This window comes from Bacillus sp. JNUCC-22, from assembly GCF_018861275.1.
Lineage (GTDB): Bacteria > Bacillota > Bacilli > Bacillales > Bacillaceae > Bacillus > Bacillus velezensis.
In genome coordinates, this window is record NZ_CP076408.1 from 430,065 (window position 1) to 455,300 (window position 25,236).

At 46.3% G+C, this 25,236-nt stretch carries 24 protein-coding genes, 4 pseudogenes and 1 riboswitch; of the genes and pseudogenes, 21 read left to right on the plus strand and 7 right to left on the minus strand.

The window, feature by feature from the left end; all coding sequences use genetic code 11:
* Nucleotides 1-8 precede the first annotated feature (8 nt).
* The 4 genes from JNUCC22_RS02165 (at nucleotide 9) to JNUCC22_RS02180 (ending at nucleotide 2,960) form a co-directional block, all read left to right on the plus strand.
* Nucleotides 9-512 carry a D-lyxose/D-mannose family sugar isomerase gene (locus tag JNUCC22_RS02165; protein ID WP_060563097.1) on the plus strand — a complete coding sequence of 168 codons (504 nt, stop codon included), beginning with the start codon at nucleotides 9-11 and terminating at the stop codon, nucleotides 510-512.
* Nucleotides 513-598: 86 nt separating this feature from the next.
* Complete coding sequence (locus JNUCC22_RS02170; protein ID WP_216062094.1) at nucleotides 599-1,222, plus strand: GNAT family N-acetyltransferase; 624 nt, start codon at nucleotides 599-601, stop codon at nucleotides 1,220-1,222.
* Between the two features lie 6 nt (nucleotides 1,223-1,228).
* Nucleotides 1,229-1,651 carry a pyridoxamine 5'-phosphate oxidase family protein gene (locus JNUCC22_RS02175; RefSeq protein ID WP_003156270.1) on the plus strand — a complete coding sequence of 141 codons (423 nt, stop codon included), beginning with the start codon at nucleotides 1,229-1,231 and terminating at the stop codon, nucleotides 1,649-1,651.
* Between the two features lie 499 nt (nucleotides 1,652-2,150).
* The gene (locus JNUCC22_RS02180; protein WP_047935239.1) at nucleotides 2,151-2,960 is read left to right on the plus strand and encodes a lipid II flippase Amj; all 810 of its coding nucleotides are present in this window, start codon (nucleotides 2,151-2,153) and stop codon (nucleotides 2,958-2,960) included.
* A 37-nt stretch (nucleotides 2,961-2,997) separates the two neighbouring features.
* On the opposite strand, the gene JNUCC22_RS02185 is transcribed toward JNUCC22_RS02180, so the two are convergent.
* Nucleotides 2,998-3,288: a DUF3817 domain-containing protein gene (locus tag JNUCC22_RS02185; protein ID WP_007410179.1), complete on the minus strand. Its 291-nt coding sequence runs from the start codon at nucleotides 3,286-3,288 to the stop codon at nucleotides 2,998-3,000.
* A 176-nt stretch (nucleotides 3,289-3,464) separates the two neighbouring features.
* On the opposite strand from JNUCC22_RS02185, the gene JNUCC22_RS02190 reads away from it, so the two are divergent.
* The 10 genes from JNUCC22_RS02190 (at nucleotide 3,465) to JNUCC22_RS02235 (ending at nucleotide 17,917) form a co-directional block, all read left to right on the plus strand.
* The gene (locus JNUCC22_RS02190) at nucleotides 3,465-3,899 is read left to right on the plus strand and encodes a transcriptional regulator LrpC (protein WP_007410180.1); all 435 of its coding nucleotides are present in this window, start codon (nucleotides 3,465-3,467) and stop codon (nucleotides 3,897-3,899) included.
* 63 nt (nucleotides 3,900-3,962) lie between these two features.
* Complete coding sequence (locus tag JNUCC22_RS02195) at nucleotides 3,963-6,149, plus strand: DNA topoisomerase III (protein ID WP_216062095.1); 2,187 nt, start codon at nucleotides 3,963-3,965, stop codon at nucleotides 6,147-6,149.
* Nucleotides 6,150-6,382: 233 nt separating this feature from the next.
* Entirely contained in the window at nucleotides 6,383-7,468 is a 1,086-nt protein-coding gene (locus tag JNUCC22_RS02200; protein ID WP_216062096.1) for a lipoprotein YdaJ, read from the plus strand.
* Nucleotides 7,449-8,297, plus strand: coding sequence for a diguanylate cyclase domain-containing protein (locus JNUCC22_RS02205; RefSeq protein ID WP_085341738.1), 849 nt, complete (start codon nucleotides 7,449-7,451; stop codon nucleotides 8,295-8,297). The genes JNUCC22_RS02200 and JNUCC22_RS02205 overlap by 20 nt, the downstream gene beginning before the upstream one ends.
* A complete protein-coding gene (locus tag JNUCC22_RS02210) occupies nucleotides 8,287-10,014 on the plus strand; it encodes a DUF2334 domain-containing protein (protein ID WP_085341739.1) in 1,728 nt (575 codons plus the stop codon). The genes JNUCC22_RS02205 and JNUCC22_RS02210 overlap by 11 nt, the downstream gene beginning before the upstream one ends.
* Nucleotides 10,007-11,269, plus strand: a complete 1,263-nt coding sequence (locus JNUCC22_RS02215; protein WP_017419244.1) for a glycosyltransferase family 2 protein — start codon at nucleotides 10,007-10,009, stop codon at nucleotides 11,267-11,269. The genes JNUCC22_RS02210 and JNUCC22_RS02215 overlap by 8 nt, the downstream gene beginning before the upstream one ends.
* 5 nt (nucleotides 11,270-11,274) lie before the next feature.
* Nucleotides 11,275-13,380, plus strand: a complete 2,106-nt coding sequence (locus tag JNUCC22_RS02220; RefSeq protein ID WP_038456990.1) for a cellulose biosynthesis cyclic di-GMP-binding regulatory protein BcsB — start codon at nucleotides 11,275-11,277, stop codon at nucleotides 13,378-13,380.
* A 134-nt stretch (nucleotides 13,381-13,514) separates the two neighbouring features.
* Nucleotides 13,515-13,661, plus strand: a riboswitch (cyclic di-AMP (ydaO/yuaA leader).
* A gap of 156 nt (nucleotides 13,662-13,817) precedes the next feature.
* Nucleotides 13,818-15,638, plus strand: coding sequence for an APC family permease (locus tag JNUCC22_RS02225; RefSeq protein WP_020955344.1), 1,821 nt, complete (start codon nucleotides 13,818-13,820; stop codon nucleotides 15,636-15,638).
* A gap of 53 nt (nucleotides 15,639-15,691) precedes the next feature.
* Complete coding sequence (locus JNUCC22_RS02230) at nucleotides 15,692-16,138, plus strand: NUDIX hydrolase (RefSeq protein WP_038456993.1); 447 nt, start codon at nucleotides 15,692-15,694, stop codon at nucleotides 16,136-16,138.
* Nucleotides 16,139-16,195: 57 nt separating this feature from the next.
* Complete coding sequence (locus JNUCC22_RS02235) at nucleotides 16,196-17,917, plus strand: pyruvate oxidase (protein WP_038456995.1); 1,722 nt, start codon at nucleotides 16,196-16,198, stop codon at nucleotides 17,915-17,917.
* A 115-nt stretch (nucleotides 17,918-18,032) separates the two neighbouring features.
* Here the strand turns inward: JNUCC22_RS02235 and JNUCC22_RS02240 are convergent.
* Nucleotides 18,033-18,444: pseudogene (locus JNUCC22_RS02240) on the minus strand (GNAT family N-acetyltransferase).
* A 248-nt stretch (nucleotides 18,445-18,692) separates the two neighbouring features.
* Between JNUCC22_RS02240 and JNUCC22_RS02245 the strand changes: the two are divergent.
* The 7 genes and pseudogenes from JNUCC22_RS02245 to JNUCC22_RS02275 all read left to right on the plus strand — a co-directional run.
* Nucleotides 18,693-18,854, plus strand: a complete 162-nt coding sequence (locus tag JNUCC22_RS02245; protein ID WP_216062098.1) for a hypothetical protein — start codon at nucleotides 18,693-18,695, stop codon at nucleotides 18,852-18,854.
* 55 nt (nucleotides 18,855-18,909) lie between these two features.
* Entirely contained in the window at nucleotides 18,910-19,071 is a 162-nt protein-coding gene (locus JNUCC22_RS02250; protein ID WP_216062099.1) for a hypothetical protein, read from the plus strand.
* Between the two features lie 21 nt (nucleotides 19,072-19,092).
* Nucleotides 19,093-19,761 (plus strand): annotated as a pseudogene (locus tag JNUCC22_RS02255) (phage portal protein); the annotation flags it as partial.
* Nucleotides 19,758-20,024 carry a DUF2577 family protein gene (locus JNUCC22_RS02260; RefSeq protein ID WP_053104570.1) on the plus strand — a complete coding sequence of 89 codons (267 nt, stop codon included), beginning with the start codon at nucleotides 19,758-19,760 and terminating at the stop codon, nucleotides 20,022-20,024. The pseudogene JNUCC22_RS02255 and the gene JNUCC22_RS02260, both read left to right, overlap by 4 nt.
* 93 nt (nucleotides 20,025-20,117) lie before the next feature.
* Nucleotides 20,118-20,816, plus strand: coding sequence for an aspartate/glutamate racemase family protein (locus JNUCC22_RS02265; protein ID WP_216062100.1), 699 nt, complete (start codon nucleotides 20,118-20,120; stop codon nucleotides 20,814-20,816).
* Nucleotides 20,817-20,914: 98 nt separating this feature from the next.
* Nucleotides 20,915-21,339 (plus strand): annotated as a pseudogene (locus JNUCC22_RS02270) (DUF2634 domain-containing protein).
* Nucleotides 21,332-21,496, plus strand: a pseudogene (locus JNUCC22_RS02275) (phage portal protein); the annotation flags it as partial. The pseudogenes JNUCC22_RS02270 and JNUCC22_RS02275, both read left to right, overlap by 8 nt.
* A gap of 57 nt (nucleotides 21,497-21,553) precedes the next feature.
* On the opposite strand, the gene JNUCC22_RS19660 reads toward JNUCC22_RS02275, so the two are convergent.
* The 5 genes from JNUCC22_RS19660 to JNUCC22_RS02295 all read right to left on the minus strand — a co-directional run bounded on the left by JNUCC22_RS19660 (nucleotide 21,554) and on the right by JNUCC22_RS02295 (nucleotide 24,851).
* The gene (locus JNUCC22_RS19660) at nucleotides 21,554-21,733 is read right to left on the minus strand and encodes a hypothetical protein (protein ID WP_007410196.1); all 180 of its coding nucleotides are present in this window, start codon (nucleotides 21,731-21,733) and stop codon (nucleotides 21,554-21,556) included.
* A gap of 13 nt (nucleotides 21,734-21,746) precedes the next feature.
* The gene (locus JNUCC22_RS02280) at nucleotides 21,747-22,304 is read right to left on the minus strand and encodes a hypothetical protein (RefSeq protein WP_150941000.1); all 558 of its coding nucleotides are present in this window, start codon (nucleotides 22,302-22,304) and stop codon (nucleotides 21,747-21,749) included.
* A 95-nt stretch (nucleotides 22,305-22,399) separates the two neighbouring features.
* A complete protein-coding gene (locus JNUCC22_RS19455) occupies nucleotides 22,400-22,684 on the minus strand; it encodes a hypothetical protein (protein WP_033575057.1) in 285 nt (94 codons plus the stop codon).
* A 518-nt stretch (nucleotides 22,685-23,202) separates the two neighbouring features.
* Entirely contained in the window at nucleotides 23,203-23,469 is a 267-nt protein-coding gene (locus tag JNUCC22_RS02290) for a hypothetical protein (RefSeq protein WP_014416946.1), read from the minus strand.
* A gap of 104 nt (nucleotides 23,470-23,573) precedes the next feature.
* A complete protein-coding gene (locus JNUCC22_RS02295) occupies nucleotides 23,574-24,851 on the minus strand; it encodes an Nramp family divalent metal transporter (protein WP_094032124.1) in 1,278 nt (425 codons plus the stop codon).
* Between the last annotated feature and the right edge of the window lie 385 nt (nucleotides 24,852-25,236).

Genomic DNA, 25,236 nt, shown 5'->3' on the forward strand with positions numbered 1-25,236 from the left:
GCTGAAGCATGACGATATCGAAACATGATGTGAATGCATACTATCAAAAAGCGGGAATCGTTCTGACTGGTAATGAAGTCGAAGACATTCAAATCATGGATTACGGCTTAGGCAAGCTTGAGGAAACCGGGCTTCAGCTGTTTATTTACGTGAATACCGACCGCTACTGTTCGAAAGAATTGGTGCTCTTCCCGCGCCAGACGTGTCCGGAACACCGCCATCCGCCGGTCGGCGGCGAGAAGGGAAAACAAGAGACATTCCGCTGCCGCTGGGGGAAGGTGTATCTCTATGTGGAAGGCGAAAAGACAGAGAACCCAAGCGTCCTCCCGCCGGAAGATGACAAGGAATACTACACCGTCTGGCATGAGATTGTGCTTGAGCCGGGCGGACAATACACCATTCCGCCGGATACGAAGCATTGGTTTCAAGCGGGAGAAGAAGGGGCGGTCGTCACGGAAATGTCATCGACAAGCACGGATGATCACGACATTTTCACCGACCCGCGCATTTAAGGATGAGGCTGCACGCCTCATCTTTTTTGTATGGAAAAAAATGAATTTACCTGTATAATGGCTAATAAAGGAAAGAAGGTGTGATCGTGTTTTCCTGTCAAATCCGGGAACATCTGACGATCAGATTGCTTGCCAAAGAAGATACGGACGAATTGTATTCTGTTATGAAGCGAAATCAAAACCATCTCAGCGAATGGCTCAGCTGGGCGGAAGAACTGGCTGATATCGATACGTACCGCGATGTGATCATCCCCGAATGGCGCTATAAATACGCGGAAGAAAATGGGTTTGACGCCGGAATTTTTGTGAAGGGCCGGTTTTGCGGCATGATCAGCATCCATAATGCCGATACAGCCAATCAAAAAGCAGAGATCGGCTACTGGCTGGATCGAGAGCATGAAGGATTCGGCATTATCACCGCAAGCTGCCGGGCGGTCATCACCCATGCATTTCAGGATCTCGGCCTGAACCGCATTATGATCAGCGCGGCTGAAAAAAACATGAAAAGCAGGGCAGTGGCGGAGCGGCTCGGATTTCAGAAAGAAGGACTGACGAGAGAAGGCATTTCCGTACAGGGCGCCTATCATGACACGGTGAACTACAGCATGCTGAAGCGGGAATGGAGCGAAGATCGGCAGAAGAGCACATTTCTTGGTTTAAATGTCTCCCCAATGTGGAAAAGTAAAAGCGGAGACGTTAAAAAGGAGTGATTCTTCATGAATCAAAATGAAATCAAAGAAAAAGTGCTTGAAGTACTGGATCATCATAAAGTCGGTTCGCTTGCGACGGTAGAGCAAGGCAAACCGCATTCCCGCTACATGACATTTTTCCATGACGGCTTAACGATTTACACGCCGACAAGCAAAGACACTCATAAAGCGGAGGAAATTGAAAACAATCCGAATGTTCATATCTTGTTAGGGTATGACTGTGAAGGATTCGGAGACGCTTATGTGGAAGTGGCCGGAACCGCCAAACTGAACAACTCAGCCGATTTAAAAGAAAAGCTGTGGGATCCGAAACTGGAACGCTGGTTTGACGGAAAAGACGATCCGAACCTGGTGATTCTTGAAATTGAACCGAAGCAGATCAAGCTCATGAACGCGGGTGAAAAAACGCCGGCCGAGCTGGAACTTTAATAAATCATTTGATTATTCAGGGGCAATCTGTTATACTTAACTGCTAAGTGACAACATGCAAATAAAAAAGAAAGTAAACTTCTTTTTTCTGTTTTGATATAGAAGCTTCAGGCTTCAACGGACAGCTTGAAAAAAAGCTGAGCTTATTCTTTTCCTTCTGATATTCGCCCCTAACGAAGAGATGGAAAAAAGACTTTTTGTTTTACAATTCACACCGGCGCGGCTTCGGAGCCGCAGTGACGATTGAGAGGTAGGGCTTTCGTTGTCTTGTGTTCAAGAACTTCCATGGTGTTTACTTTCGAAGAATGATTCTGTCGGAACTGTTAATACACGAATCACCCGCGGGCTAAGGCGGGCAACCATATATTATTTATTTGCGTAAGAAAAGAATAAGACAAAACCGCTCCGGGCATCCGGGCGGTTTTTTTATGTAATCGGCCGAAACCTCGCCGCAGTCTGCAGAGTCTAATCAGTAGAAAAGATTTGGAGGAATCATACATTGCACGTTATTACTTCACAAGTACTGTTTATCTTCTGTTTTCTGCTGCTGATACATTCGATTGAAACGCTTGCCTATGCAACACGGCTTTCCGGCGCGAGAGTCGGATTTATCGCGTCCGCACTGTCATTATTTAATGTCATGGTCATCGTGTCGCGCATGTCAAACATGGTTCAGCAGCCGTTTACCGGACATCTGATTGATGCCGCCGGATCAAACGCCCTGTCTGTTGTGGGTGCTCAGTTTCGATTTTTAATATTCGGCTCCACGATCGGAACGATGCTCGGCATCTGTCTTTTGCCGACATTCGTCGCGTTATTCTCCAGGGCGATTATACACTTGGCGGACGGAGGAGGCTCCGTCATGCAGGTATTTAAAAAAGGATTTTCACTGAACGGGCTGAAGCATGCGCGTTCTTATATCAGACTGCCGTCAGTCTCCTATTTAAAAGGGCTTCAATTCCGAATGATTCCGAAACGCTTGTTTGTCATTAATATGGTCATTACATCTATTTACACGATCGGTGTTCTGTCAGCTCTGTACGCCGGCCTTCTGGCGCCTGAGCACAGCACGACCGCCGTGATGGCATCAGGCTTAATCAACGGAGTTGCGACTATGCTGTTGGCTGTGTTTGTTGACCCGAAAGTCTCCGTACTGGCAGACGATGTGGCGAAGGGCAAGCGCAGCTACGTCTCCTTAAAATGGACATCATTGACGATGGTCACATCAAGGGTCGCTGGTACGCTTCTCGCCCAGCTCGTATTCATCCCCGGCGCTTATTATATCGCCTGGGTGACGAAATGGATGTAACGCATGAAAAAAGCTCCTCTGCAGAAGAGGAGCTTTTTTATTGATAATGTCTCAGGCCGCGATCATAAATAAAATTACCGAACGGAATAAAGGCCGCGATAAAACCGGCGGCTGACCATTTCACATGCCATTTGACAGTAAACGCCGCATACGCCAGCACCGCCAGATAAATGATAAACAAACCGCCGTGAATGGAACCGGCAATGGTGACGGCGAGCGGATGATGAGCCCAATACTTCAGCGGCATCGCGATAAACAGCAGCACCAAAAGCGACATTCCTTCAATAAACCCCATCGTGCGAAGTCTGCCGATCGGCGTGTGTAACATACAGCTCCCTCCTGTCGGACATCTTTTTTCCTCTATACTATAAGCAAAGGGCAGTCCTAATATGACCATTTCGCGTCAGTTCCTGAAAAAACCTTCATGATTTCAGCCTGTTGTTCTTGTCATTTTTCGGATTTCTCTTGATAATATAGCCAAAAGGGTAAGGAAGGACTACAGTCATGAAACTAGATAATGTGGATCTGAGCATCATCAAAGAGCTCCAAAGGGACAGCCGCCTGTCCATGCGGGAACTGGGCAGAAAAATCAAATTGTCAGCTCCGTCCGTCACAGAGCGTGTCAGACAGCTTGAATCCTTCGGCGTCATTAAGCGCTATACATTGGACATTGATCAAAAAAAGATCGGGCTTCCTGTTTCCTGCATTGTCGAAGCGACAGTGAAAAACGGAAAATACGATCAATTTAAAACCTACATTCAATCCATTCCCAACATTGAATTTTGTTTTCGGGTCGCCGGGGCGGCGTGTTATATGCTGAAGATGAACGCGGACAGCCTGGAAACGATCGAACACTTCATCAACCGCACCTCTCCGTATGCCCAAACCGTGACCCACGTCATTTTCTCAGAAATTGACACAAAAAACGTCCTCGATTAGAGAGAGCGTGAGGAAGTCTGTTATAATAACAGGATGATTGTGAAAGAAAGAGAAGTGAAAAGCATGTCAAAAACAGTTGTATTAGCTGAAAAACCTTCAGTCGGCCGGGACTTGGCCCGCGTTCTGAAGTGTCATAAAAAAGGAAACGGATATCTTGAAGGCGACCGCTACATCGTCACATGGGCGCTCGGGCATCTGGTAACGCTCGCTGACCCTGAAGGATACGGCAAAGAATTTCAATCATGGCGGCTTGAGGATCTGCCGATTATTCCGGAGCCTTTGAAGCTCGTCGTCATTAAAAAAACAGGAAAACAGTTCAATGCGGTCAAAGCTCAGCTTGTCCGGAAAGACGTCAGCCAGATCGTAATCGCTACAGACGCAGGACGGGAAGGGGAGCTTGTGGCCCGCTGGATTATCGAAAAGGCAAACGTCCGCAAACCGATTAAGCGGCTGTGGATTTCCTCTGTGACGGATAAGTCGATTAAAGAAGGATTTCAAAAGCTCCGCAGCGGCAAAGAGTACGAAAACCTGTATCATTCCGCCGTTGCCAGAGCGGAAGCGGATTGGATCGTCGGCATCAACGCGACCCGCGCCCTGACGACGAAATTTAACGCACAGCTGTCATGCGGACGCGTCCAGACTCCGACACTGGCGATGATCGCCAAGCGTGAAGCGGACATTCAGGCGTTCAAACCCGTTCCTTATTACGGTCTCCGTGCGGCTGCTGATCAGATGACGCTGACATGGCAGGATAAAAAAACAAAGCAGACAAGAACATTCGATCAGACGGTGACCGGCCGTTTGGTAAAAGACCTGCAAGGAAAGCCGGCGGTCATTTCAGAATTGAAAAAAACGGCGAAGAAAAGCTTCGCTCCCGGTCTTTACGACTTGACGGAATTGCAGCGGGACGCTCATAAGCGCTTCGGTTTCTCCGCAAAAGAGACGCTGTCCGTGCTTCAAAAGCTGTATGAACAGCATAAGCTTGTCACTTACCCGCGGACGGATTCCAGATTCCTTTCCGCAGACATCGTGCCGACTTTAAAAGACCGTTTAAACGGCATGGAAGTTAAGCCGTACGCACAGTACGTCAATCAAATACTGAAGCGGGGCGTCAAAGCGCATAAAGGATTCGTCAATGATGCGAAAGTATCGGATCACCATGCCATCATTCCGACAGAGGAGCCGCTGATCCTTTCAAGCCTCAGCGACAAAGAACGAAAGCTTTACGACCTGATTGCCAAACGTTTTCTCGCCGTGTTAATGCCGGCGTTCGAATACGAAGAAACAAAGGTCACAGCCGATATCGGCGGCGAAACATTTACCGCAAAAGGGAAAACGGTTCAATCGCCTGGCTGGAAAGCTGTGTATGATATGTACGAGGATGACGACGATCATGAGGAAGACAAAGACCAGACGCTCCCGGATCTTCAGCAGGGTCAGCGCCTCACTGTCTCATCACTGAAAGAAACGAGCGGACAGACGAAACCGCCGGCGCGCTTTAATGAAGGCACGCTGTTATCCGCGATGGAGAACCCAAGCGCCTTTATGCAGGGAGAAGAGAAGAACCTTGTGAAAACATTGGGTGAAACCGGCGGACTCGGAACAGTGGCCACCCGCGCTGATATCATTGAAAAACTGTTCAACAGTTTCTTGATCGAGAAAAAAGAAAAAGATATTTTCATTACGTCAAAAGGGAAGCAGCTCTTACAGCTCGTCCCGGAAGATTTAAAATCACCGGCCTTAACCGCTGAGTGGGAGCAAAAGCTCTCCGCCATCGCAGCGGGCAAACTGAAATCCGCCGTGTTCATTAAAGACATGAAAACATATGCGGGCAAAACGGTGAAGGAAATCAAAAACAGCAGCCAAACCTTCAGACATGACAACATTTCAGGCACCGCCTGCCCTGATTGCGGCAAAATGATGCTTAAAGTCAACGGCAAACGCGGCACGATGCTCGTATGTCAGGATCGTGAGTGCGGCAGCCGGAAAACGCTGGCAAGAAAAACAAACGCCCGCTGTCCGAACTGTCATAAGAAAATGGAGCTTCGCGGCCAGGGCGAAGGCCAAACCTTCGCATGTGTATGCGGCCACCGGGAGAAACTGTCCGTCTTTGAAAAGCGCAAGGCGAAAGATAAATCCGGACGCGCATCCAAGCGGGACATCAACTCTTATATGAAAAGCCAAAACAAAGAGGAGCCGATGAACAACGCGCTGGCAGAACAGCTGAAAAAACTCGGCCTGGATAAATAGATCAGAGAAAGGCAGCATTTGTAAAGAAATGCTGCCTTTTGTTGTGTTTTTAACTGTAATGGGAATACGATCCAGACGAAGAGGGAAAAGGTGAGCAGACGGCGCTCCCATTTAAAATTTCCCAATGTGAAAAAATGCTAGTATTCTTTTATCGTTTCCTATATAGTAAAAATACTTTGTGAAAAAATAAGATATGGGTCTAAAAAAGGATTTATAAAATAGGAGGATGGACTGTGAAGCAATTCGTTTTTCGTCTGATGATCCTTTTGATTTCGATCGTTCTGACGGCGGGGTGCGCGGAGGCCGGCACTAAAAAACAGGCGGCAGCCGAACCGTCCGTGCCGCTTCAGCCCGCAGAGCATTTTATTTATCATAAATTGATGAACGGGCGGGGGATGATCCGGACGAACATAACCGGTGAGCCGGAATATTTATCAGAGTCTCTCGGACTATGGATGGCATTTTTGCTGAACAGGAAAGATGAACGGCAGTTTCAAGCGCAATATCAGCTTCTCACCGATTCGTTTCTGACGAAAAACGAGCTCGTGTCGTGGAAGATTGACGGGAATAAAGCGAGCGGCACCAATGCCTTAATTGACGATTTCAGAATCATGAACTGTCTGAATGAGGCCGGAACCCTATGGGGAAACAGTGAATACGGGAAAACAGCGGTGCAGATCGGGAAGGCGCTGGAAAAATACAATACGAATGACGGGTATTTTACGGATTATTATGATGCCGCTTCAAATGCCGCGTCAAAGACCGTGACGTTGTCCTATGTCGATCCCGGCGCCTTACAGATGCTCAGAGAAAAGGGGATTATCGATGAGAAAACGGAAAACCGGAACCTCGATGTTCTCAATCTTGCGCCCCTGAAAAATGGTTTTTTGCCGAAATCGTTCAATACCGAAACTAAGGAATACAAATATGACAGCGAAGTCAATGTTATCGACCAGCTGTATGCCGCCGTGAATCTGAAGCGGGGCGATGGCAAAGCCGCTGTGCTGTCGAAATGGATTATAAAGGAATTTAAGTCGCGCGGACAGCTGTACGGACGATACAGCGCAGACACGAAGGAGCCGGCGGTTCAATACGAATCACCGTCCGTTTACGCCCTGGCCGTTCTTTTTTTAGCAGAACAAAAAGCTGATCCGGCTGTCATCAAGCCGCTTTATGAAAGAATGACTTCATTTGAAACACTGGACACGCTGAAACCCGATTACGGCGGCTATATGAGCGGGAGCGATACACATTCTTTCGATAACCTGCTGCCGCTTCTGGCTGAAAGGAAATTGTTTAATGAAAATATCATTCAATGAATCACAAAAACTGTGCAGCTACACAGCAGTTATGCTGGTGCTGCTGTCTTTTTTTATTTACTATGCGTCTCAGCAATCCGCAGGGCTTCTGATAACCTGCATCACATTGCTTGTCACGGGAGCCGGCATATGGTTCGGGGCAATCTACGCGCTCGTCATCACCTTACTCGTCTTATTTGTTCTCGGCAGCCTGCTCCTGTGGTTTCAGACCGGGAGCTTTATGGCGTCTGCCGGTGCCGAAAGTCTGCAGGTGCTGGTCATTTGGGGGATTGCGCTGCTCGTCTTTTCTTACATAGCGGGAAGGATTCACGAGTTGGCGAAGGGGCTTGAGCGCTCAGTGAAACAGCTGCGTGAAGAGATTACGAGCTTTGTCGCCGTCGACAGGGTGACCGGCTTTGACAACCATCTGCGGATGAAGCTGGAGCTTTCCGAGGAGATCAAGCGGGCGGAACGCTACGGCAATTCCTTCGTCTTTTTGCTGCTGCACATGCATTATTTCAAGGAATTCAAATCCCTCTACGGAGAAAAAGAGACCGACCGCCTGCTGGCATTTATCAGCCGCCAAATCCGGTCAAGCGTTCGGGAAACAGACAAAAAATTCAGGCCGTCCGCCGAACGGTTCGGCATCGTGCTGACCCATACGCCTGAAGAACACATGCCGGCCGTTCTGGCGAAGCTGAAAAAGGAATTGGATACGTATCGGCTGCAAAACGGTAAATACGTCTCCATCACCTTCCGTGTATGTTACTTGGCGTACCGAAAGGATTTACAAACGGCCGAGCAATTTTTAAATGAACTGGAAAACGAGATGATGATGAATGAACTCTAAATGGATACGTCTCTTACTCTCGGCGCTCTTCATGATTTCGGCGGTTTATGTTCCCCTTACGGCGGAAGCAAAAGACAAAAAGGACGGCATTCTCATTATTTATACAAGCACGGACGGCAAAGAAACCGCTGAGGTCAAAATGCTTGATCTGACCGCGGGCCATTTCTCATCCGCCGTCACCGTGAAAAGCGACGGAGACATCACAGCCGCGGACCTCAAAAAGAATCGGCGCGTCATCTATTACGGCGTCACGAAAAAAAAGCTCAGCACATCATTCGTGTCTCTGATCAGCAGCATGCCGCAGCAGCTTATCAGCATCGGCTATAACGCCGGACAGTTCCGCCAATTTGCGGGTTTGTCCCTGACAGAGAAAGAAACGGTATACCGCATTTACGGCAAAGAAGAAAAAACAGACATGCCGCTTGAAAAAGGGATGTCCGTGCTCGGCGTATCGGGAGTAAAAGGAAAGCCCCTTTATACATACCGGTCCGGTGACGGCAGCACCCGCCCTTTTATGTGGAAAACGGCGCGCTCTGACTATTATTTCGGTGTGACGAGCCTGTTAAATGATTCGTTTCTGACGGCGAAAGCGCTGCGCAACGCATTCGGAGAATCAGCGGGCGGCACCCTCCTTTATTTGCGGCTTGAAGACATCAGTCCGATGTCAGATGAAACATTGCTTTACGAAGCGGGCGCTTACCTGCATAAAAGACACATTCCGTTTATTCTGGCGGTCATTCCGGTCTATCTCAATCCGGAAAACGGAGAAAAAGTATACTTGGCGGACAAACCGAAAATGGTCAGCGTCCTGAAAAAACTTCAGCAAATGGGCGGCAGCATCATTATTCACGGCTACACGCACGCATACCGATACAGCGAAACGGGAGAAGGCTTTGAATTTTGGGATGCCAAAGCGGATCAGCCGATTACGTCAGAAAATGCGGATGATACTCCGGTCAAGCTTGAAAAGGAACAGGATTTTCCGAATGAAAAAGCGTACCGGGCGTATGTGAAGCCTTTCCGTGAAAAAGAAAAAATCTACACGAGAACGAAGCTGGAGCAGGCGATTGACGATCTGACAGAGCTCGGCCTTTACCCGCTGTCATTCGAAGCGCCGCACTATACGATGTCTGAAGAAGGCTACAAAATCGCATCTTCTTATTTCTCCAGCATTTTCGGACAAGTGCAGCTCAGCGGCACGACGTGGAAAACCTCGGGCGCCCCTCCGTTCGTCTCAAAGCCGGCTATGCTGGACGGGATGACGCTGTATCCTGAAACAATCGGTTATGCCGATAACTCAAAGGAAAATCCGCTCGGAGATATGGAGAATCATATTTCGCAGATGATTGATTTCGGCGGCGGAGTGGCGGGCGGTTTCTACCATCCGTATCTCGGCATGAAATACCTCCCCGAGCTCGTCAATCAAATGGAGCGGATTCCCGGCGGCGAGTGGCTCGATCTGAAGAAAACGAAGCAAACGGTAACGTCGGACAGCGTCAGGATCAAAACGGACGGAGACGGGACCATTCATGTGGAAAACAAGATTCATCCGATAACGGCCTTTTTCAATCACCATCAGCAGACGCCTCTGGAAAAAGCGCTTTGGATTCTCTCCGGCGTGGTGTTATTGTTTATCATCATGTTCGCCTGCTACGTCCTTTATTTGCGCGCCACATTAAAAAAACGAATTTTTAAGGAGAGAAGGAGCCTTGAGTAACATTCTGTTTTTTATCTCATTAAGTTTAATATGGGTGATGCTTCTCTATCACATGTTTCTGATGCAGGGCGGATTCAGGCATTATATGACCTTCGAACGGAACATTCCGAAATGGCGCGCAAAGATGGGGGAGCTCCCGAAGGTCAGCGTGCTCATTCCCGCGCATAACGAAGAGGTCGTCATCAGGCAGACGCTGAAGGCGATGGTGAATCTGTATTATCCGAAAGACAGGCTTGAGATCATCGTCGTTAATGATAACTCCTCCGACCGGACGGGAGACATCGTCAATGAATTTTCCCGTCAGTATGACTTCATTAAAATGGTCATTACAAAGCCCCCGAACGCCGGAAAAGGAAAATCTTCGGCGCTGAACTCAGGGTTCGCGGAATCGAACGGAGACGTGATCTGCGTGTATGATGCGGACAACACGCCGGAAAAAATGGCGGTGTACTACCTGGTTCTCGGTCTGATGAATGATGAGAAAGCGGGAGCGGTTGTCGGGAAATTCCGTGTCATCAACGCGGCCAAAACGATCCTGACGAAGTTTATCAATATTGAAACCATCTGCTTTCAGTGGATGGCGCAGGGCGGCAGATGGAAATGGTTCAAAATCGCCACCATCCCGGGAACGAACTTCGCGATCAGGCGGAGCATTATCGAACAGCTCGGCGGCTGGGATGATAAGGCGCTGGCGGAGGATACCGAGCTGACCATCCGCGTGTATAATCTCGGCTATCATATCCGCTTTTTCCCGGCGGCTGTGACATGGGAGCAGGAGCCTGAGACATGGAAGGTGTGGTGGCGTCAGCGGACAAGATGGGCGCGCGGCAACCAATACGTTGTTCTCAAGTTTTTATCCCAATTTTTTAAGCTGAAACGCAAGCGGATCATCTTCGATCTGTTTTATTTCTTTTTTACGTATTTTTTGTTTTTCTTCGGTGTGATCATGTCAAACACGATTTTTATCATCAATCTTTTTTACGACCTGCATCTGGCAGTCGGGTTTTTGGCGATGATTTTGTGGATACTGGCCTTTTTCCTGTTTATGACTGAGGTCATGATTACTTTAAGCATTGAAAAAACAGAAATGAACAAACAAAACTTCTTTATCGTATTTCTGATGTACTTTACATACTCCCAGGCTTGGATCGTGCTCGTCATCTGGTCATTATTCACAGAGATCAAGCACCGCTTGTTCAAGCAGGAAGTCAAGTGGTACAAAACGGAGCGATACAATCAAAATAAAAGCGGGTGACCTTTTTGAAAAAAGCGATCATATTGATAACTGGCCTTTTGCTATTGATGTATAACGGGCAGGCGGCCGCGGCCCGGGAACTGAAAACGGACGGTTCCGCCCTCGGAACAAGCGCCGGCGCAAAAGAGCAGCAGGCGCTGACTGGCGATCTGATGACACTGTACGGGGCGAAAGACAGCGCAGAGCTGACCTATCAGATTCCTGCGGGAGCTTCGAATGCGGATCAGTCGCTTCTGATTGATTACGAGGCGTCAAACTTATTAATTGCCCCGTCTTCTTTAACCATCGCCATTGATGATGAACCCGTCAAATCCATAAAGCTTGACGGCAGTTCCAAGCGGAAAACGGTGAAGCTCAATCTCAGCAAAAGCCAATCCGCCCAAGGCTATCACAATGTATCATTACGATTTTACGGCGTATTAAAAGAGGGCGTCTGCGTCAGGCAGGATACGTCAGGCAACTGGATAAAAATTTATCCGGACAGCCGCCTTGTGCTTTCAGAAGCAAGCAAGTCAAAGGGAGCGGATCTCGGCCATTTCCCGTATCCGTTTGCCCAATCAGGCAATACGGGTGAAGAAACCGATATTATCCTTCCTGACAAACCGACCTCGGCGGAAGCTGAAGCCGCAGTCAAAACAGAAGCATTTCTGAAAACGGCAGACAGCAGGCTGAAGGTATCCTATGTAAAAGAATCCGACGCCGGCAAAATCAGCAATCCGTCAATTGTCATCGGCGCTGATCAGCATTGGAACGGGAAAATAAAAGAACTTTTCGAACGCGGGAACATCAAAGCGGAAGACAACAAACTTCTTCTCGCTGAACGGGTTCTGACATCAGGGGACAAACGGCAGCCCGTCCTGTTTGTCACGGCGCAATCAGACAAAACGCTGACGGATAAAATCCGCGTCATCACAGACAGCGCTTATTCAAGCCAGCTGGGCGGAGATACTTTGACAATCGGCCGCCTTCAGCCCGCTGCGGAAAAGACAGGCAATAAACTGACACTAGAGGACTTCGGCGCGGGAAATGTAACGGTCGGATCAAACAAAACGGCGTCAGAGCACTTCTTTTACCCTGCGGCGGCCGCTGTTGATAAAGACGGTAAGGTCAAGCTTTCACTTACATTAAAGACGTCGGAATCGATCCGGACGAAGGCGGATTCAGCAAATGACGCCGAGAGAGCGGAGCTGAACGTCACGGTCAACGGACAGCCGAATGCGGTGCGTCTTGATGATCTCGGCAATAAAGATAAAGACGGCTTTTACCACGTCTCCATCCCGATTGATCCGAAGCTTTTGCGAAGCAGCAGGTACATTGATCTGCAATTTGTCACATCAGGTTTGAAACATAACAATCCGTGTATCGACCGTGACGAAAACAAATGGGTCTATATTGATAAAAACAGCACGCTGACGTATCCGGTAAGCGATACGGCGCAGAAAGCTGATTTCGGGCAATGGCCGCTCCCGTTTGCGGGCGGCGGGAAAGAGAAAACAGTGATCGTCATCCCGGATGGCGTAAACATACAGACACTGAAAGAACTTTCTCTGGTGGCGGATTCATTCGGAAACGGCTTTACCGTAAAGACTGCATCAGACATGAAGGAAACGGATGCCAAAGGCCGGAATGTTGTGTTTATCGGAGGCCTGCCGCAAATTCCGCTTTTGAAATCAAACGCCTCTAAGCTTCTCGTGCCGTCAGACCGCAGCGGCGCGTACGATGTTTCTTCGTTTCAGATGCTTAATGAGACGACGAAACAAGTCGCGTTTACCCAGGAATCACCTTGGGACTCCGGCCGGAGCATCGCTGTTTTTGCTCCGTTATCAGGAAGCGGCGCGTCTGTCACAAAAGAGCTGATCAGCTTTTTAGACAGCACAAGCGATGCCGCAACCGTCATTAACGAAACGGCCGGCCGGCAGCTGTTTTCGAATCATCAGCAAATCAAGTCCGATGACAGCAGTCCGGCGGCTGATACGAAGAGCCGGTCCGCAGCACTGAACGTTACGTATATTGCTGTTTTCGCGGCGCTTATGATCATTGCAGCCGGTCTGATCTGGCTGACGGCAAGAAGGAAAAAAAGAAAAGCGGATCATGAAAAAAGCGAAGAGTAATGATGGAAAAAGAGGCCGTTAACAGGCCTCTTTTTTTGTATTTTTATTTCCATTTTTGGCGGTGATTTTTTTATTTTTGAAACAGCATAAAAGCCCCTTTACAACTGAACGGGACGGGAGTATGATCTCTTTTATAATCTATATCGCTTAATCTGTAATCAGAGCGGGGGAACCAATTTGCGGCGCGTAATGCCGCTTGGGGTGAATCCTTTTTCAGGTAGGGCCAACTCTCATCAGCCCGAATCCGACAGCTAACCTCGTAAGCGTTCATGAGAGGAGATGAATGAAACCTGTGCACGATTATGGCGCAGGGGCATCCGTTTGCCTCTGTGTCTTTTTGCTGTGCCGAAATATGGCATGCAATCGTTATTCAGAGACATCATAGCAGTAAGGGTTTGTAAATCAAACGGAAAATGAAAAAAAGGGGAAGACAAAAAATGTACCATTCAATCAAAAGATTTTTGATTGGGAAACCGCTGAAATCACAGGCGGCCGGAGAGCAGAAACTCACGAAACTCAAGGCGCTCGCCATGCTTTCTTCAGACGCGCTGTCATCAGTTGCTTACGGAACGGAACAGATTCTGATCATTTTGGCTGCGGTAAGCGCGGCCGCGTTTTGGTATTCCATTCCGATCGCAGCGGGTGTTCTCATTTTGCTGCTTGCTTTGATTCTGTCCTACAGACAGATTATTTACGCTTATCCGCAAGGCGGAGGCGCTTATATGGTTTCTAAAGAAAATCTTGGTGAGAAGCCCGGCCTGATTGCGGGCGGCTCATTGCTTGTTGATTATATTCTGACGGTGGCGGTAAGCATTTCTGCCGGAACTGACGCGATTACATCGGCATTTCCGGCCCTGCACCCGTATCATTTGCTCATTGCTGTTTTGCTTGTGATTCTGATTATGATTTTAAATTTGAGAGGGCTGTCAGAGTCGGCGTCCATTTTGGCGTATCCCGTCTATCTGTTTGTGGCGGCGCTTGTCCTTTTGATCGTCGTCGGGCTGTTTAAGCTCATGACGGGCCAGGTTCATCCGGCCGAACACACGCCGATCGGCACACCTGTGGCGGGCATCACGCTGTTTTTATTGCTGAAGGCCTTTTCTTCGGGCTGTTCGGCACTGACCGGTGTTGAAGCCATTTCAAACGCGATCCCGGCCTTTAAAAATCCTCCGGCAAAAAACGCGGCCCGCACTTTGGCCATGATGGGGATTCTGCTGGCGATCTTATTTACGGGGATTACGGTGCTGGCGTACGGCTACGGCACGGGTCCGAAGCCTAACGAGACCGTTATTTCACAAATCGCCGCGGAAACCTTCGGCCGCCATACGGTGTATTATTTCATTCAAGGCGTTACATCATTGATTCTCGTGCTTGCGGCGAATACGGGCTTTTCCGCATTTCCGCAGCTGGCGTTTAATTTAGCGCGCGATCAGTATATGCCGAGAATGTTTACGGTCCGCGGCGACCGGTTAGGCTTTTCAAACGGCATCATCTTTCTCGGTATCGCGTCCATCCTGCTCATTCTTTTATTCGGCGGCCGCACGGAACATTTAATTCCGCTTTATGCCGTCGGCGTGTTCATTCCGTTTACGCTGTCGCAGACGGGAATGTGCATCAAGTGGATCAGGCAGAAGCCGAAGGGCTGGGCGGTAAAAATGCTAATTAACTCATGCGGCGCCGCCATTTCATTTATGGTGCTGTGCATTTTATTCGCGACGAAGTTCAATCTTGTCTGGCCGGTGCTGTTATTCATGCCTGCTGTCGTCATGCTGTTTTTCGTCATTAAAAATCACTACACCGCGGTCGGCGAACAGCTGCGGGTCGTTGATCAGCAGCCTGAGGAAATCAGGGGAACCGTCGTCATCGTGCCTGTCGCCGGTGTCACCACCGTCGTCCAAAAATCGATTCAGTATGCGAAATCATTATCAGATCAGGTCATTGCGGTTCATGTTTCCTTTGACAGAGAAAACGAAAAAAAGGTAGAAAAGCGCTGGGAAGAACTTCATAACGGCGTCCGCCTCGTCACCCTGCATTCCTCATACCGCAGTCTGGTTCATCCGTTTGATAAGTTTTTAGAAACGGTCGAACAGAAAGCGAAAAAAGAACAGTTCTCCGTGATGGTGCTGTTTCCGCAATTCATCACGAAAAAACGCTGGCAGACCATCCTTCACAACCAATCAGCCTTCTTGCTCCGCGTCCGGCTGTTTTGGAAGAAGGACATAATCGTCGCCACCCTGCCGTATCATTTTAAAAAGTAACGGCAAAGACCGCAGGCTAAAATGCCGCGGTCTTTTTTGTAAAGGAGGACGACATGGCACAAGGCGCTTTTGTCATCATACAAAATGACGGGCGGGACATATTGCTCGTAAAACGAAAAGACGTTCCACTATGGGATTTGCCCGGGGGCAGGATTGAAGAAGGTGAAACACCTGAAGCCGCAGCCGTCAGAGAGGCCTTCGAAGAAACCGGGTATAACGTGACCATCCTGCAAAAATCCGGTGAGTATGAAAGGCCGGCATTTGAAGATACACAGCACGTTTTCATCGGAGCCATTACCGGAGGAACACCGCTGATGAACGGATCGGAAACCGCCGCTTTACGCTGGTTTTCCCCAAACCGGCTGCCGCTGTTCATGGTGCCGAACAGAAAACGGCAAATAAAAGACGGACTCAATGGGGCGGCAAATCAAAAGGCAGTCCTTAAAGACCGAAATCTGTTATCCATCCTTGATCTGCTAAGAAAAAAGCTGAGAATATAGCTCGTGTTTCAACCTGTATGAAAAAGGGGATGAATACAGGTAAAAGGAGGATGCAGTATGCCAAGTAAAACAGCAGGACACGTAATGACGGAGCTGCTTGAACAATGGGGAGTCGGTCATATATACGGCATTCCCGGAGACAGCATTAATGAATTTATCGAAGAACTGAGACATGAACGGAATAACCTGACATTCATCCAAACCCGGCACGAAGAAGTCGCAGCCCTGGCAGCCGCGGCTGAGGCAAAACTGACCGGCCAGATCGGTGTCTGCCTTTCAATCGCAGGACCGGGGGCCGTTCATCTGCTGAACGGTTTATACGACGCCAAAGCGGACGGCGTTCCGGTGCTGGCGATTGCGGGACAGGTGGCTTCCGATGAAATCGGCCGTGACAGCTTTCAGGAAATCAAATTAGAGCAAATGTTTGAGGACGTGGCGGTATTCAACCAGCAAGTACATACGGCAGAAGCGCTGCCCGATCTTCTGAATCAGGCGATCCGCACGGCTTACAGCAAAAAAGGCGTTGCCGTTTTAACTGTTTCTGATGATTTATTCGCGCAAAAAATCAAACGGGAGCCGGTTTACACATCGCCGATATACCTCAAAGCTGATATAGAGCCGAAAAAAGAACATCTCGTGACATGCGCGCAATATATTAACAACGCAAAAAAACCGGTCATTCTCGCCGGCCAAGGGTTAAAATCAGCAAAAGAGGAGCTGCTCGCATTCGCCGATAAAGCGGCCGCTCCGATTGTCATTACCCTTCCGGCAAAAGGCGTCGTGCCTGACAGCCATCCCCACTTTCTCGGGAATCTCGGGCAAATCGGCACAAAGCCCGCCTACGAAGCAATGGAGGAATGCGATCTGCTGATCATGCTCGGCACATCGTTCCCATACAGGGATTATCTCCCGGATGATACGCCCGCCATTCAGCTTGATTCGGATCCGGCGAAAATCGGCAAGCGCTATCCCGTCAATGCGGGAATCGTCAGTGATGCGGCTCTGGGGCTGAAAGAGCTGACGGAATACATTGAATATAAAGAAGACAGAAGATTTTTGGACGCCTGCACCGAGCACATGAAGCATTGGTGGAAGGAAATCGAAAAGGATGAAACCGAAGCGACTCATCCGCTCAAGCCGCAGCAGGTCATTGCCCGGCTTCAGGATGCGGCCGCAGAAGACGCCGTCCTGTCAGTGGATGTCGGAACGGTTACGGTGTGGATGGCCCGCCATTTTAAAATGAAGAAGCAGGACTTTATCGTCTCAAGCTGGCTCGCCACGATGGGATGCGGGCTTCCGGGAGCGATTGCCGCAAGCCTTGCCGAACCTGAGCGGCAGTCCATCGCCATTTGCGGAGACGGCGGATTTTCAATGGTGATGCAGGATCTGCCGACAGCTGTTAAATATAAACTGCCGATTACGGTTCTCATATTAAACAACGAAAATTTAGGCATGATTGAATATGAACAGCGGGTCAAAGGCAACATTGACTACGTCACCCAGCTGCAAAATATGGATTACGCCGCTTTTGCAGAAAGCTGCGGGGCAAAAGGGATCAAAGTGACGAAACACGAGGAATTGGCTCCCGCTTTTCATGAAGCGCTCAACTCAAATGAGCCGGTCGTCATCGACGCCGTCATCGGCGACGAGCCGCCGCTTCCGGGAAAAATCACTTACGGTCAAGCGAAGGGCTTCAGCAAATACATGCTGAAAAACTTCTTTGAAAACCAAAAAATCGAAATGCCGTCACTCAAGAAAAGCTTAAAACGGCTGTTTTAAAAAATAAAAATAAACAGGCAGCATGCCTGTTTATTTTTTAGTTATTTACCCAGATAAGCCATAGTAAAAGCCCGGCTTTTTATTTTAGTTTTTACTTCAATAAGGTCATCCCGGGTTATATGGAATAGGTCAGCCAATTTCCAAGGGAGCCACCCATCTTTTCATAGAATTTTTGTGCATGGTAATTATCAGATGCAATTATCCACGACATATGCGCATACCCGTTTTCTTTTGTAAATGTTTCGCATCTTTTAAACAGTTCTTTGGCTGCTCTTGTACCTCTTGCTTTTTCTATCACGATTTTATCTGCTTTCGTCGTAAAACTAAAATATAATGTTGCAAAGCCAATAAGTTTCCCATCTTGTTCAGCAACGAATTGAATACCCCTGTTCTTCTCAAATAACATTTCAATCAAATGATGTATCTTTTCAATCGGTGGCTTAGGTCTTTTATAAAAATCCACGATATATAAATACATTAAATCGCAATTGTTTTACATCATAGTGTTCTGCGCTTCTGATTATCATATGTTTCTCTCCTCACTCTTTTTAAATTTTTGTTATGCAAAACTTACGCAAACATTCTAAATAATTAAATATTTTATATTGGTTTTGAATCGGTTTGTTGTTTAAGAAAAAATAAGAAGGCGGAATCATTCTCATGAAGCGCTTAACTCAAATGAGCCGGTCGTCATCGACGACGAGCCGCCGCTTCTGGCATTCAGCATGAGGATATGTATTTAATGCCCGCTCTATTACTTTAAGGAGGAAACAGAATGCAAGCAGTCAAACAATTGTTATTCATTCCGGAAGTATCGGGCTGTTTTTTATCCGTTAAATTAAATTCATCTTTTAAAGTCTCAGCTGTGCGAGAAGGCTTTATAGTCAAGGCTTTTTTCACTGGTGTACTTATGTGTCGCACGATAAAATTGCAATAACTGAAAGGAGGGGTGCAAGTGATAAAAAGAAAAAGGACTCAGAGGAGTTTAGATAATGGATGAAAAAAAGAAAGAGGTTCAAAGAAAATATAGAGAAGAGATTAAGAGAAAGAAACAGCAAAAAGAAGATGATAAAAACTTCACAAGAGAAGCCTTTATTGTTGTGACGATAATCGTGCTATTTATTTTTTTGAGTTTCATGTTCAAAAGTTTTTAACAAAAAATCCCTGATCCCCCTGATCAAATAGTAAAACGGTTGGCCCGAGATTTTCAGATTCCTGCCGGGTCCATTGCAAAAACAGCCTATACTATTAAATCATTGGTCTTTAAAGATGATACAAGCCTTTATGACATGATATTAAAGGCATTGAAGCAAACAAAAAAACAGACCGGTCATAATTATCAGTTATATGCTTCAAAGGGTAAGCTTTGTCTCAGGGCTTGGCCTGACCCGTCGGAAGTTTGGGTATTAGAGACGGGCGTAAACATCACAGGATTTCAGTATAGCACCTCAATTAATGAGACAGCTACGAAGGTCAAACTCCGGCGCCAGAAAGACAATAAGACGTACACTGCCACTGCAAAAGATAATTCAGGAATTAATAAATACGGGGTTCTGCAGTATGTGGAAACTGTCTCGGATAATATTAATCAGGCGCAGCTTCAGCAGCGAGCGAACGTACTCCAATCACAGAAAGAAGGTGTGAAAAAGGAATTAAAGAGTATTCAAGCAATTGGTATTCCTGATTTGCAGAGCGGGCTTCCGGTGTATATTTCTATTCCGGAAGTGGGCGTAAAGAAAACATATTGGATTGATTCCGACAAGCACGAATTCAAAGGCAGCTCCCACACGATGACAATTGATGTGGTTGAGAAAAAAACAATTCCGGACGGGGCTTCATCATGAGGTTAAGCGAAGCAATTAAACATCTGGCTGTCGGTGCTGTTGGCTCTGAGTCGCCGGTGGATATTATGCCGGCTGAAGTGGTTTCCGTTTCACCTATTGAAATAAGGTTTAATGAAAAAGACAAATTAATAATACCCTCTGATTTGATTATTGTTCCAAAGCGTCTGCGGGTCGGTGAAGAAGAAGCGTTGAATACTGGTGAACGTGTGATGGTTGTCTCCTTAAAAGGCGGGCAATCATTTTTTATTCTCGATAAAATTTAATGATAGTAATCCTGAAAAAATAAATAATTGTAAAGGCCTAATCTATGCCTTAAAATAACTATAATATTTTGAAAATTTTATCCGAGGTGGGTTATGAAAACTATTGGTCTTATTGGCGGAATGAGTTGGGAATCTTCAGCTGAGTATTATCGAATTATCAATGAAGAAATAAAAAAGAAGTTAGGAGGGCTTCACTCGGCAAAATGCCTTTTATACAGTGTTGATTTTAAGGAAATTGAACATTATCAATCCATAGGAGCTTGGGATAAAGCAGGTGAAGCTTTAGGTCAAGTTGCAAGATCATTAGAAAAAGCAGGTGCAGATTTTATTGTAATATGTACAAATACTATGCATAAAGTTCTTGGATATATCCAAGAAATGATCACTATACCTATTTTGCATATTGCCGATGCAACTGCAGAACAAATTATTAGACAAGACATTCGCTCAGTAGGATTGCTAGGTACTAAATATACGATGGAACAAGATTTTTATAAATCACGTATTGCGTCTCATGATATTAATGTCATTGTTCCTGATGATGATGAAAGAGAATTGATAAATAATATTATTTATCTAGAACTGTGTCTGGGTGAAATTAAACAGTCTTCCAAAAACATTTATAAGAAGATCATAAATAATTTGGTGGATAGAGGAGCAGAAGGAATCATTCTTGGATGCACTGAAATTGGACTATTAGTAAAGGTAGAGGATTCAGAGGTGCCATTATTTGATACGACTTTAATCCATGCTCAAAAAGCAGTAAATAAATCCCTTTCGATTTCTTCTTAGAATGATTACTTCTTATATTTTAAAACCGCTCTTTAGAGCGGTTTTTATTATGGTTCATTCAATCAATAAATGGAGGACGTTATAGGAGTGATTTTTTCTTGAACCTTTCCCCAGAAATTGAATTTGATGATATTGAAGATGACAGTGAAGTAATAGAGATATCGCGCACATATAGAATTGACTTTGAAAATGGGCGAATTACTAACGAGCTGATCGCAGGGCTTGAGGAATTAAGCAATTTGTTTATATGGCCCTGTATACAGAGCGGTATTCCTATTCTATTTTCAGTCATGACATTGGAAATGAGCTTCAAGAGGTTTTTTCTGACAACGAGACAACAGACGCATATAAAAAAATGGAGATCCCGAGACTGATCGAAGAAGCTTTAATTTATGATGATCGAATTTCTTCAGTCACTGATTTTGAGATTGATAAATCAGGTAATAGGTTCATAGTTTCTTTTATCGTAGAGACAGACGAGGGCACTGTGGAGATCGAGGAGATGCTTGGCGAGGATGTTTGAAGATCAAACGTTTGAGGAGATTATGGATCGTATGCTGTCCCGTATTTCTGCGGATATTGATACAAGAGAAGGCAGCGTCATTTACAATGCGCTCGCGCCTGCGGCCGCTGAGCTCGCAAAGTCATATATTTGGCTTGATACAGTGCTGGAGCTCGTGTGATCCGGAATCATTTCAAAACGAAAGAGAAGCCCGAGGATTATTAAAAAACAATCCCTAATTTGTCCGCTTTTTTTTGAACATTTGATCTAAGATGAACATAAAGAGGGTGAATAAGAAGGACACCGTAATCATATCTATCAGAAATATATTAGAGGTTCTTTTTATTAATAGCAGCCATACCACCTGCAAAACTAAAGAAATAGAAAAATAGGAAATATATGTCATTATTCTCATATTTGTTACCCCCTTAGCCTAATTTCTCTTTTGTGATCTTATCCAAATTAGTGAAAAGGATATCCAATCCCGAAAATAAGAAAGTGATGAACAATGAAAGAAGAATTTCTCCACCTTGAAATATAGATATGTTCTCAATGATATGATTGGAAACGTATTGGATTGAGAAGTAAACAGCAGCCCATGCAAAAATGAATTCAAGGATATAGGCTGACCAAGCAGGCAATGTCAAAACATGAGTCATTCCTTTTACAATTGCTGTAAGGATAAGTATATAAACTAAAGCTAAGATACTTACGACGACAGAAAATATGTATAAGTCTGAAAGTGAACCATAGATGATATATTCTCCGAAAAAATGATTTACAGTTATAGCTGCAAAATACATAACTAGGCTGGGTACAGTTATAGCCAAGAACAGGGAGAATCCAATAAGTACGATGAATGCTGCATGAGCTAAGCGGTTGGGCGGTGTATCCACGATCTCTTTTTTTAATAGAATCATAAAAATAAGAGATGAAATCACAAGGCAGCATAAGAAAGTGAGCAGAACAGTAAAAAAGACAGTCATGTGACATCTCCAATGAAAAAGTGCTATTAGAGTGAATCTAACAGCACTTTGCATTACTTCATACGTATTTTCCTGGCGATCATTTATGAATGATTTTAAAATGCTTTCATTGCTAAAGTTGTCAATTGAGCGAGGTTTTTAGCCTGGCTGTCAGAAAGTCCGGACTTTTTAAGTGAAAGATAAAGATTCTTTTCCACATCAGTCCAACTTAAGGCGACATACTCGTTCAGCATTTTCTTTAAAACCGGTTCTATGTGTTCATTGAAAACGGATTCGAGTTCATTTCTTATTTTCTTTCCTGCTAATTTTTCAACAAGATTGAATAATTTTGTTTTATTTTTCAGCACTTCTCTGATTACATCTTTGACTGGTTTTGACACAGACGCATCGCTTTGTGCTTTAAGTCCGTAGGAAAATTGCGTATCAGTCTGATAAAAAAATGATTTGGTCGTTCCAGTGGCATTGGCAGTATTATTATGATTTTCTTTAGCTAAGGATGCGGGGACAAAAGCAGTAGTTACAAGGGCTAAAGATGCGGCAAACAGAATGCCTTTAGCTGCGTGTCTAATGGGAAATCCTCCTTTAGAAATGTAGTGTAGAGAGAAATGAAAGACTATGTATTTAGGCGGGACCGATATGATCCGCTTTGAACATTTTCCCCTCTCAGATACCATTCTATCAATAGGTATTTTTGGGGTAAATAGGATTTTAATACAGTATTTTTCTTATAATTCAAAATCTTCTTTAGCAGGATTCATTTTGGATGCAGTTTCGATGAGATGGGACATGGGCTGGAGCCTATATAACACATGTACAGGCTGATTGAGGCGGAATCACATTATCGGAGCGGTTTATAATTTAGGGTTAATGAATAAAAATAAACAGGCGGCATGCCTGTTTATTTTCGTTTGCGTGAAAGAGCGAAGAAAAACGGGAAGGCGGAGCCGGCCAATAACGTACCGAATAAAAACATGCCCCCGATGAACACATGATAGTTCACCCCGCCGATCCAAAGCCCCGTGATTAAGGAAACGATGCTTAATGCGATCATCAAAAAGCCGGGAATCAGACGTTTCTTACCCGTTGTCCGATAAGCAAAAAGAGAACAGAAGATGCCGATGACAATCGGCACAATCCACAGATAAAAAAGGATAAATACTGACATAAGCAAAACTCCGATTTTTCTTCTATCATACCAAAAACGCCCGGAAAAAGATACGAACGGCACCCGGCATCAAAAGAAAAAACGGCCGCAATGGCCGGTTTTTTCTAACGGAATGAATCGTAGATCACAAACAGATTAAGCGCGATCACCAAAACCGCAATCAGCCAGGCGAGAGCCGTCACCCATTTTCGGTTCGTCAGGGCGCCCATCAGGCGTTTGTTGCTTGTAAACATAATCAGCGGCACGAGCGCAAAGGAGATGCCGAATGAAAGAACGACCTGGCTCCATACGAGCGCTTCTGTGGCGTTGACCCCCGAGATAATGATGATCATCGGCGGAATGATGGTAATGAAACGCCGCAAATAAAGCGGGATACGGTAACGGATGAAGCCCTGCATGATAATATCGCCTGACAATGTGCCGACAGAAGAGCTTGAAAGCCCTGCGGCCAGCAGCCCGATCCCGAAGAGAATGGCTGAAGCCGGTCCGATATAGTGGCCGAATTGCTGATAAGCCACGTCTAAATCTTCTACATACAGCCCGTTCTTGAAGAAAAGCGCGGCAGCGACGATGAGCATGCTTGCGTTAATCGCCCCGGCGATCACCATCGCGATGAGAATGTCAATCGTCTCGAATCTAAAAATCTTTTTCCGCTCACTATCCGTTTTTCCGACGACACGGCGCTGTGTCAGTGCGGAATGTAAGTAAATGGCATGCGGCATCACGGTTGCGCCGAGTATCCCGGTTGCCAAGAGCACACTGTCCATTCCGTCAATTTTCGGGATAAACAGCCCCTCGAGAACGGAGGCGGCGTCAGGTTTGGCAAAGAAGGTTTGCAGAGCGAAGGCGATCACCACGACGAACAGAAGTCCGGCAATGCCCGCTTCCAGCGCCCGGTAACCCCGGCGCTGCAGCTCTAAAATCGCGAATGATCCGATCGCCGCGATAATGGCCGCTTCAACCATCGGTATGCCGAACAGCAGGTTGAGTCCGAGCGCCGCCCCGATAAATTCTGCCAGATCAGTTGCCATAATCACCAGTTCACCCTGTATCCACAGCCCGGCTGATACCCATTTCGGATACCGGTCTCTGGCGATTTCCGGAAGGTTTTTACCCGTGGCAATGCCGAGCTTCGCGGAAAGAACTTGAATTAAAAAAGCCATCAAGTTTGAAAAGAGGATGACCCACAGCAGCATATACCCATACTTCGAACCAGCTGAGATATTCGTAGCGAAGTTTCCCGGATCAATGTAGGCAATCGCCGCGATAAAGGCGGGGCCTAAAAAAGGCAGAAGCCGCTTGAATCCCTTGCTTTTGCCGTCAAGTGCATCCTGCACGGCTTTTGCTTGCAGTGATTGTGCTGAGATGTCTTTGCTCATTATGTCTCACCTAAATTCCGATAGATTTTTAGCTAAATAACAAAAAGTTTCCTAGATGCAAATTATTTTATCTACATCATAAATCCGCTATTATAAGATGTCAAGTTCTTTATGTTCAATAAACCGGCACATTGATGCCCTGTTTTATCTATGATATGTATCCCGCCGAAGAAAGGTCCGAAAATGAAAACGGCATCGTTCCGGGAAAGAAGCGATGCCGTTCGCAAAGCGTGTTTCCGCGTCGGATCAAGCGCGGATGCGTGGAGCGTTCTTTTAAAAAGGTGAAAAGAGGACACTTGCCTATATAACTTCACAACTTTCTGTCCGCCCAACTGATTTGAGAAAAAGACGCTGTATTTCCTCCGTTTTCCCGGGTAAATAGAATAAT

Bases quoted from the DNA above. Each gene is read 5' to 3' on its own strand.
- JNUCC22_RS02165 (WP_060563097.1), top strand. From the start codon at position 9: ATGACGATATCGAAACATGATGTGAATGCATACTATCAAAAAGCGGGA.
- JNUCC22_RS02175 (WP_003156270.1), top strand. From the start codon at position 1,229: ATGAATCAAAATGAAATCAAAGAAAAAGTGCTTGAAGTACTGGATCAT.
- JNUCC22_RS02185 (WP_007410179.1), bottom strand. From the start codon at position 3,288: ATGTTACACACGCCGATCGGCAGACTTCGCACGATGGGGTTTATTGAA.
- JNUCC22_RS02190 (WP_007410180.1), top strand. From the start codon at position 3,465: ATGAAACTAGATAATGTGGATCTGAGCATCATCAAAGAGCTCCAAAGG.
- JNUCC22_RS02195 (WP_216062095.1), top strand. From the start codon at position 3,963: ATGTCAAAAACAGTTGTATTAGCTGAAAAACCTTCAGTCGGCCGGGAC.
- JNUCC22_RS02205 (WP_085341738.1), top strand. From the start codon at position 7,449: ATGAAAATATCATTCAATGAATCACAAAAACTGTGCAGCTACACAGCA.
- JNUCC22_RS02210 (WP_085341739.1), top strand. From the start codon at position 8,287: ATGAACTCTAAATGGATACGTCTCTTACTCTCGGCGCTCTTCATGATT.
- JNUCC22_RS02225 (WP_020955344.1), top strand. From the start codon at position 13,818: ATGTACCATTCAATCAAAAGATTTTTGATTGGGAAACCGCTGAAATCA.
- JNUCC22_RS02230 (WP_038456993.1), top strand. From the start codon at position 15,692: ATGGCACAAGGCGCTTTTGTCATCATACAAAATGACGGGCGGGACATA.
- JNUCC22_RS02235 (WP_038456995.1), top strand. From the start codon at position 16,196: ATGCCAAGTAAAACAGCAGGACACGTAATGACGGAGCTGCTTGAACAA.
- JNUCC22_RS02245 (WP_216062098.1), top strand. From the start codon at position 18,693: ATGCAAGCAGTCAAACAATTGTTATTCATTCCGGAAGTATCGGGCTGT.
- JNUCC22_RS02250 (WP_216062099.1), top strand. From the start codon at position 18,910: ATGGATGAAAAAAAGAAAGAGGTTCAAAGAAAATATAGAGAAGAGATT.
- JNUCC22_RS02260 (WP_053104570.1), top strand. From the start codon at position 19,758: ATGAGGTTAAGCGAAGCAATTAAACATCTGGCTGTCGGTGCTGTTGGC.
- JNUCC22_RS02265 (WP_216062100.1), top strand. From the start codon at position 20,118: ATGAAAACTATTGGTCTTATTGGCGGAATGAGTTGGGAATCTTCAGCT.
- JNUCC22_RS19660 (WP_007410196.1), bottom strand. From the start codon at position 21,733: ATGAGAATAATGACATATATTTCCTATTTTTCTATTTCTTTAGTTTTG.
- JNUCC22_RS02280 (WP_150941000.1), bottom strand. From the start codon at position 22,304: ATGACTGTCTTTTTTACTGTTCTGCTCACTTTCTTATGCTGCCTTGTG.
- JNUCC22_RS02290 (WP_014416946.1), bottom strand. From the start codon at position 23,469: ATGTCAGTATTTATCCTTTTTTATCTGTGGATTGTGCCGATTGTCATC.